The organism is Paenibacillus gansuensis (genome assembly GCF_042684925.1).
In the GTDB taxonomy this organism is placed as follows: domain Bacteria; phylum Bacillota; class Bacilli; order Paenibacillales; family DY6; genus Paenibacillus_N; species Paenibacillus_N gansuensis.
This window is the reverse complement of the sequence record NZ_JBHUME010000001.1, coordinates 21,786-28,887: the sequence shown is the minus strand read 5'-3', so window position 1 is coordinate 28,887 and position 7,102 is coordinate 21,786. Positions and strand designations below refer to the sequence as shown.

The window sequence follows — 7,102 nt, the reverse complement described above, 5'->3', positions numbered from 1 at the left end:
TGAAAAAGTAACTAAGACTTGTTTTCGTTTAGATCGAATTTATGCCCACTCCTTTATTGTGGGATGCAAGATTCCTAAAATTATATGACGAAGTTGACAGGCTTTTGGTTTCATTAGATTGACGTAATCTGCCCATTAGCTTAATGGCATTGGTCATTAGAACTAGTCATTAAAAAATCTTCTATGTCGTAGATCAAGCAAATGTATATCTTTAGAACAATTTCCACAGAAGTAACCGAACTTTAGATGATACTGGTTTCCATAATAATGATTTCCGTTCATTTTGTACCAACCTCTTTCAAGAAAGGTCTTTTCGTTATTTTTCACCAACTTTTTCTCACAGAAAGGACAAATCTTTTTATAGAACAGCAATCGAATAAATTCTTTTGGTTGCAACTCGAACTCATATGATGGTATCCCCAACACCCCCAAATCTAATTTGATAACTGAATATAATTTACCATATATTGAAACTAATCTGCCCATTAGCGTAGTGAAGGGCTGCCAGGCGGCAGCCCTTTCCGTTATTGGACTATCGTTCTCCGTTAGCGTAATAACTTTTTATTGAACCAACACAGACATCTCCGACTTGAACGCCATACGTTCTATCTATATCTCCGTCTGATAGATGAATTGTTTCGATTTTGTGAGCTCTAATATATACCAAATGACTACACAGATGTATGGGGACGTGCATATAATGATATCGGTTCTAACTTCCTAAAAGAGAGGTGAATGCCGATGTCCTGCCCTAAATGCCCGACTCGTCAAGTTGTAGATCCTCCTAAGGTTGTTTATAGAAATCTTTATCATCCTCAAATCGTCGAAGTGATCCATCCTATTGAGATCGTAAATCGTCACTATTGCGTTCCCGTGCCGAGGCATATTTATACGGTTACCGTCAGGGATGAGTTTTGCATCGAGCCCGTGACAGACTGTGTTGCACATGTTAGGAATAAGAAAAGAAAAAAACGATAATTACCTCAAGGGGTGCCTCCTAAGCCAAAGAATGCTTTGGGAGGTATCCCTTTTTAATTGTAAACTTGGGTAATCTCTCCTGTGATATCCTTCTGACATCTTTTTACAGCGATATAATTTTATTCTGTATAATGAACTGCACCTACGAAAAAGGCAAAATTCGTGGCAGCCTCATCAGTGTCCTTTATTAACTATCGTTCACCATTAGTTCAATGGGTTGTGACCCCACATTGCGTTGAATTAAGTTTCACAGTTCAGTAGCGAAGTGATTTTTTGAACCCAGTCCCCATTTTCGTCGGCTAATAAGGTATTCCACCCGAGTAATTTGACTTCATTAAAATTTTTATTCTGGTCATCAACAAACCATATTTCTCTCTGGTTACATAATCGTTCATGAACTAGAGCATATATATCAGGATTTGGCTTACAATAACCTACTTGACTGGATATTGTTAAGCATCAAAGGATACCCTGCCAGATTCCCAAGTAAGCTCCCCGAATTTTTCATAAAGTATCTGACGGACCCAAATGATACTGTAGTCGATATTTTTGTTGGATCAAATACAACAGGTGAAGCGGCTGAAGCACTAGATAGAAAATGGCTCAGTTGTGATTTGGATATTGATTATGTAGCAGCATCCTCTTTCCGATTCATCAACAATGAAATTGAGGCAAAAGAAGTCCATGAGAAAATATTAAATAATGAATACGTTAACCTCTCAGACTATACGCTAGTTTAAATAGGGAAAGAGCCTTAGATGCATCTCTAAGGCTCTTTCCTATTATGTATCCATTTATCCAAAGACCTTCACATAATCTATATCAACTAAAATTTCTCTATCAAAATCTTCTGTTTTTTCTTTACATACTTCTTCTTTTATATCATATGAAAGCCATACTTCATCAATACATTCTGGTGGTGGAATATCCTTTAACATATTAATAATTCGCTCTTTATCATATCTGTTTTTATTAATAATAAGTAAAACTCGTTTATATTCTTTAGATTTATATTCAGAGAACTTCTTAATGCAATGAGCATAAAATTCATGAACTCTACTTTCTAATTGAGGTATTTCAGGAGTGTTATAAGTGTAATCAGAAGGCTCATCCTTATATTGGAAAGTAAATCGTGAATCAAAATACGACTTTCCGACCATGAAGTTCAACTTTCCAATTCGAAATTCATGATAATCAATAAATTCTTTTGCTTTCCCTTCTATGCATGCATAAATGTTATGCTTTAAATAGCTTACAACATTTATAACAATATCACTTATTAGTTCTTCTTCTTGCATCGGAGATAATGAAAGCACCTCTCTCCTTACCGAACTCGAACGTAATCGAATTTTTTTACCATTTATTTCAAACCCCTCACTTTCTCTGTAGACCGAAACTAAAAGACCTTTAAAAATCAATTCAGAAATCGCTTCTGTCAGTGTAATCTGTTCTACTTCAAGTAGCTTATCAATCACCTGATAAACTAATTCTGCAATACGCTCAATAAATTTTTCATTATAATGAACCCTTTTACTTTTTTCACGACCATCCTTCTTTTTGTTTGAATAATAAATATTTACTAAGTCCTTAACTTCAATTACGATCTTACTTGAATTGTCATACCTATTTATCAATATAGCCTCAGGTTGTGGCTTACTTGAAATCTCCACATCACAGCAGTTTTTCTAAAGCAAAATCACTATATTCCTTTTCAAGAAAAAATTGAAATCGAGGATTAATGTACTCGCATTTCCCTCTGGCTACACAATTATTTTCGTAAATATTTGTATGACCTTTATAATATTTATGTTCTACATTCCCCTTAAGACATGGTAATAAATCATCAAGTTCAATCTTCAATTTCATCATCCCCTCGACAAAAAATGAATAACAGTATTTTCTAAACCCTTCTTTCTAGTTATAATGACCTATACACATCCTAACATATCCCAATTAATTCAAGGTATCCAAGTTTTAATTTATTTTTATTGACAACAAATCTCATGAAACCATGGAGGTAAACAAATGATAACTAATCTATACGATATTGAATTTAATATTGAAACTGATATTGACAATGAACATGGATCTAAAACCTTTTCATCACACCAATCCCAGATTCTATTAGCATTTTCAAAAATCTTCTCAAGTTTTAGATCAAGTAAGCTTAGAGATTTTGTGGAGTAAACATTATTATGGCATTTCACAACGCACAGGTATGTTTACAGTTCTTTATGATATGTTTGTCCAATATTCCGCTAGGCGCAATGATATTGAAGACTACATAAAAATGCACGCCTTATACTGTGATATGATCCTACGCTATGGCACGATCATCGAAGAATTTGCTGGAATTTGCTCTGCTTTCCGAGAATTCAGTTTACATCAGATTATTTTCTAGCTTATTCTGACCCGATGGGATTTTATAATTCAATATCATCAGGAAGCCCTAGAATTATAAAACAAATATTTAGACTTCCTCAGGCCAAATTTGACCTGAATAGAATATTCAACAATATTACTGATGTTGAAAGAGAAACCATTTGGAAGGGAATACAAGTCTCACCACAATTAATTTATGAATTATTCATGCCTATTTGTGAATCAATTGTACGTAAAGATCAGGATAGTGTTACCTATTATGATTTCTATAACAAAATAAAACATGGCTATGCCCCAGTCTTTCCATTTGTTTAACCAATACAAATAAGCATTGAAGGTCTTCCATTAGAAAGAGCAAATGAGGAAATATTACATGAGCATTATTTTGAGACTATGATGATTGTACATGATAAACTTCCAGGGCAAAGAACACCTGCAGAGCAAAATAAATACGATGCACATAAACTTGCATCACCTGCTCATACATGGGAAATGGTTAATGTAGAACAAGCAAAGATAATGTTTGATGTTGTAAAAGATATAGATTATTTATATAACATTTGGTAAAGACTTACTTAGCTTTCTCTCAAGGAAATAAGAAACTAAGTTTGTTATTTCGACCTGGCATGCTAACTGCTGAGGAAGAACAGGTAATAAGAGATATAATTACAAACGAATCCAGCTATACTTAATATTATTATCCACTCCATTATACCTAACATTCAAAAGAAATAATCAAAAATCATAGTGCCGCTTAAATTTTCTCAATGAAGATATTGACAATCTTAGCGGCACCCATGTATCATGTAAACAAATAACAACTTAAAGGAGTTGTCGAGATGAATACAACTAATAACTCGATTGAGGTTAAGTTCCCAGGTGCGGCTGGTAATCAATTCGGAAGAAACACTTATCTCACAGTTATTCCTTTCAAATCTGTCGAACGTTTTTTAACTGTCTTCCCTGAGGTACAAAGAAAAATAAATATGTCTCGTGTTAAACAAATTGCTCAATATGTAATACAAGGAACCTTGGATCGAAACTACAGTTTCCTAAGTGCCGTAACAGCTTCCTGTCGTGGGGCAATTCGTTACGATGATGAAACTAAGCAAGTTTCAATTGACATTAACTCAACGTTAAGTATTAATGATGGTCAGCATCGAATTGCAGGAATTAAAATGGCTTTAGATACAATGAAAAAAGATATTTCAAAAGAAACTGACGATTCAATTAAAGGTAATTTAATGAAAAGACTTGAGCGGCTCGAGAACATGCATATACCTATCGTCATTTTCGACAAAATGGATGAACAACATGAACAACAACTTTTTCACGATCTTAACCTTCTCGCCGCTAAGCCAACAAAATCTGTGTCGCTCAAATTTGACAATACAGACCCATATACACTAATGGCAAAAGAAGTTTCGCAAGATAACCATTATCTTATAAAGTATGGGGTTGAAACAGAAAAAACCCAACTCCGAGATAATAACCCTAATTTAATGCTCCTATCCACACTTAGAAATATGATTTCTTTTATAATCGCAGGAAATGACAAAGACAAAGGTAGTGAAGATACACTTTGCTTAGGTAACTATGATGCTTGGAAGAATGAAATTGAAGAGATTCTTGACCTCCTCTTCGAATCCCTTCCAAATGATTGCAATGATCGAACAAAGTATATCATCGGACTTGCGGTAACTCTTCAAGGTATTGGAAAGTACATTCACAGCGTTCGAAATGGTGATGATTTGAATTGGAAAGACTATTTAGCTGGATTAAAGGACATTAATTGGAAACATAACAATCGTATGTGGAATGGCTATGGTGGTAGCTACGATGACCGATTAGAAAGATTTGTTTTTGGAGGAACTGGCGGGGGCATAAACGGAGTTTGCAATGCTCTTGTTGAAAACAACCGTTCAAAAACCATTACTACAAGCAATTAATTTGTTGCACGGAGCCGCTTGGTTATGGGCGGCTTCTTTTTAATTATATTCCTTTGTGTAGCAATTTAATCTGAATAATCTTGACTTTATTTAGCTTACTTCAATAAGTTTAAATATAAGGATCATCAATGATTATTCAAACATATAAAAGTCTGATTCAATTCAATTTATAAAAATGACACCGATCTTAATGTAGAGTCAGTGTCATTTTCTGCTTTATAAGAGGTTACTGCCAGACACTTCGTTCCATAAGGCATTACATTCCCTTATATACATTTGGGTCTATATCCGAAAACGATTCTTTCCATAGTTGAAATGTCTTACATAGCCTTCTTTCACCATTTTTGTTTAAATGTACGTTAGCAAATCCATATTCATTGCCTGATCGATGACGAACACGATTGTTTCTAACGCTTATAATCCTTCCCGAACGAGTAATATCGTATATCCCTTCATAGCCTTTAATGCTTCTTCTTTCCTCTATCAATTAAAATCGCCCCAGTTCATTTAGATATGATAAGTTGTTTATTCCACAACGCCAACACTACATCCATCTGTGAGTTATGTGACATCTCATTTTCTCGCATAATTGCTCTCCACAGACCAAGCTTGTCCCTAGATAACTCTGGTCTGCCCTTCAACAACTCAATAGCCTGAATAGCATACCCCTTATTCTTCCAAGAGCCACTTTTTTTAACGTAATTACCAGCAGGTATGCCTTGAACCAATCCTTCTTCACATAGACCTAGGAATGCGTTCTTGGGACAACCTTTTCGCTGCGCCCAAGTCCCTTCACCAAATGCTTCCGAGGCTGCTCGTTTCCATGCAATAAGTGGGTGTTCATCTTCTCCATTCAATATAGATCGGACTGCATTAATTGCTACCTCACCGTATCTATTCATCGACATTCATCTCCTAATTCTATGAACATTCGTTAATGCCTTCCACTAATGTAGTGAAGTAGTTATAATTACCTATATATATTATATGATATTCCAATTGAATCTGAGTAAAGAAATTGGCAAGAAGAAGTAAGAAAGATCGTACCGATCATCACCTTCCCTTCATCTAGCATTAGTTTTCGTTTATGGCTTTAGTTTACTGAAAATATCTTCTCAAATAACTTAAACTCCTTACATGATTTCAGTTTAATAAATTGCGCAATGCAAATAACTTATTTTTAAATTACTCTTGCGAAGAATCGGATGCGAACTCGAAGACTTTATCGGACAAGACGTTCCGACGGAGTTGTTGGAAACGGAGATTCCTCGTGTGATTACGGAGGCCATCATCGACGATCGGATATTGGACGTATCTGATTTCGTAATAGAACGTAATTCGGACACCTTGACCCCCCCGTAACGCTCCCTCCCGTAGAAAGTTCCCTCTCTTGTAACTTTCACATTGCAACATGAAAATTCCCTTTAATCCTGGTCGCTTCAAACCTTTCCATTGAAGTCCTATTATTCTGATAGAAGTAAACAGATCCTTCGTAACCTACAAGCGCCTTATCATCACGCTGCTGGCCTTCGAAATAAAAGATACGATCAGAGTCTAAGCCGATACATGTTTGTACTCCATTTTCGTCTTTAATGAGCTTTGCTTTACAGATAAACCGCACCGTTCCAATCATCACCCATACTCCTTACAATATGTACTATTATAGACATAATTTTAACATTAAAAGTGCGGTCTTAACATATAGAGGTTACAAGTAAAGCCTGCTTTATGGACAGGGTTAACGTAAACTTTAAACTAATTTCCTGTTCACTATTATATATGCGACTGTTTTA

The 7,102-nt window shown here is 35.2% G+C and carries 9 protein-coding genes; 3 read left to right on the top strand and 6 right to left on the bottom strand.

Annotation, left to right across the window (positions count from 1 at the left end):
* Positions 1 to 1,218: 1,218 nt before the first annotated feature.
* A complete protein-coding gene (locus ACFSUF_RS00200) occupies positions 1,219 to 1,389 on the bottom strand; it encodes a hypothetical protein (protein WP_377598947.1) in 171 nt (56 codons plus the stop codon).
* A gap of 8 nt (positions 1,390 to 1,397) precedes the next feature.
* Here ACFSUF_RS00200 and ACFSUF_RS00195 point away from each other — a divergent pair, with 8 nt between their 5' ends.
* The gene (locus tag ACFSUF_RS00195) at positions 1,398 to 1,718 is read left to right on the top strand and encodes a DNA methyltransferase (RefSeq protein ID WP_377598944.1); all 321 of its coding nucleotides are present in this window, start codon (positions 1,398 to 1,400) and stop codon (positions 1,716 to 1,718) included.
* Positions 1,719 to 1,772: 54 nt separating this feature from the next.
* On the opposite strand, the gene ACFSUF_RS00190 is transcribed toward ACFSUF_RS00195, so the two are convergent.
* Positions 1,773 to 2,648, bottom strand: a complete 876-nt coding sequence (locus tag ACFSUF_RS00190) for a hypothetical protein (RefSeq protein ID WP_377598942.1) — start codon at positions 2,646 to 2,648, stop codon at positions 1,773 to 1,775.
* A 1-nt stretch (position 2,649) separates the two neighbouring features.
* Positions 2,650 to 2,838 (bottom strand): hypothetical protein, encoded by a 189-nt coding sequence (locus ACFSUF_RS00185; RefSeq protein WP_377598941.1) that lies wholly within the window; start codon positions 2,836 to 2,838, stop codon positions 2,650 to 2,652.
* Between the two features lie 915 nt (positions 2,839 to 3,753).
* Between ACFSUF_RS00185 and ACFSUF_RS00180 the strand changes: the two genes are divergently transcribed.
* Entirely contained in the window at positions 3,754 to 3,927 is a 174-nt protein-coding gene (locus ACFSUF_RS00180; RefSeq protein ID WP_377598940.1) for a hypothetical protein, read from the top strand.
* 272 nt (positions 3,928 to 4,199) lie between these two features.
* Entirely contained in the window at positions 4,200 to 5,309 is a 1,110-nt protein-coding gene (locus ACFSUF_RS00175; protein WP_377598938.1) for a DNA sulfur modification protein DndB, read from the top strand.
* A gap of 256 nt (positions 5,310 to 5,565) precedes the next feature.
* Here the strand turns inward: ACFSUF_RS00175 and ACFSUF_RS00170 are convergent, their stop codons facing one another.
* From ACFSUF_RS00170 to ACFSUF_RS00160, 3 genes are all read right to left on the bottom strand, one after another.
* Entirely contained in the window at positions 5,566 to 5,796 is a 231-nt protein-coding gene (locus ACFSUF_RS00170; protein WP_377598936.1) for an NUMOD4 domain-containing protein, read from the bottom strand.
* 16 nt (positions 5,797 to 5,812) lie between these two features.
* The gene (locus ACFSUF_RS00165; protein ID WP_377598934.1) at positions 5,813 to 6,211 is read right to left on the bottom strand and encodes a DUF6979 family protein; all 399 of its coding nucleotides are present in this window, start codon (positions 6,209 to 6,211) and stop codon (positions 5,813 to 5,815) included.
* A gap of 497 nt (positions 6,212 to 6,708) precedes the next feature.
* Positions 6,709 to 6,942: a hypothetical protein gene (locus tag ACFSUF_RS00160; RefSeq protein WP_377598933.1), complete on the bottom strand. Its 234-nt coding sequence runs from the start codon at positions 6,940 to 6,942 to the stop codon at positions 6,709 to 6,711.
* Between the last annotated feature and the right edge of the window lie 160 nt (positions 6,943 to 7,102).

Bases quoted from the DNA above. Each gene is read 5' to 3' on its own strand.
- ACFSUF_RS00180 (WP_377598940.1), top strand. From the start codon at position 3,754: ATGATGATTGTACATGATAAACTTCCAGGGCAAAGAACACCTGCAGAG.
- ACFSUF_RS00175 (WP_377598938.1), top strand. From the start codon at position 4,200: ATGAATACAACTAATAACTCGATTGAGGTTAAGTTCCCAGGTGCGGCT.
- ACFSUF_RS00165 (WP_377598934.1), bottom strand. From the start codon at position 6,211: ATGAATAGATACGGTGAGGTAGCAATTAATGCAGTCCGATCTATATTG.
- ACFSUF_RS00160 (WP_377598933.1), bottom strand. From the start codon at position 6,942: ATGATTGGAACGGTGCGGTTTATCTGTAAAGCAAAGCTCATTAAAGAC.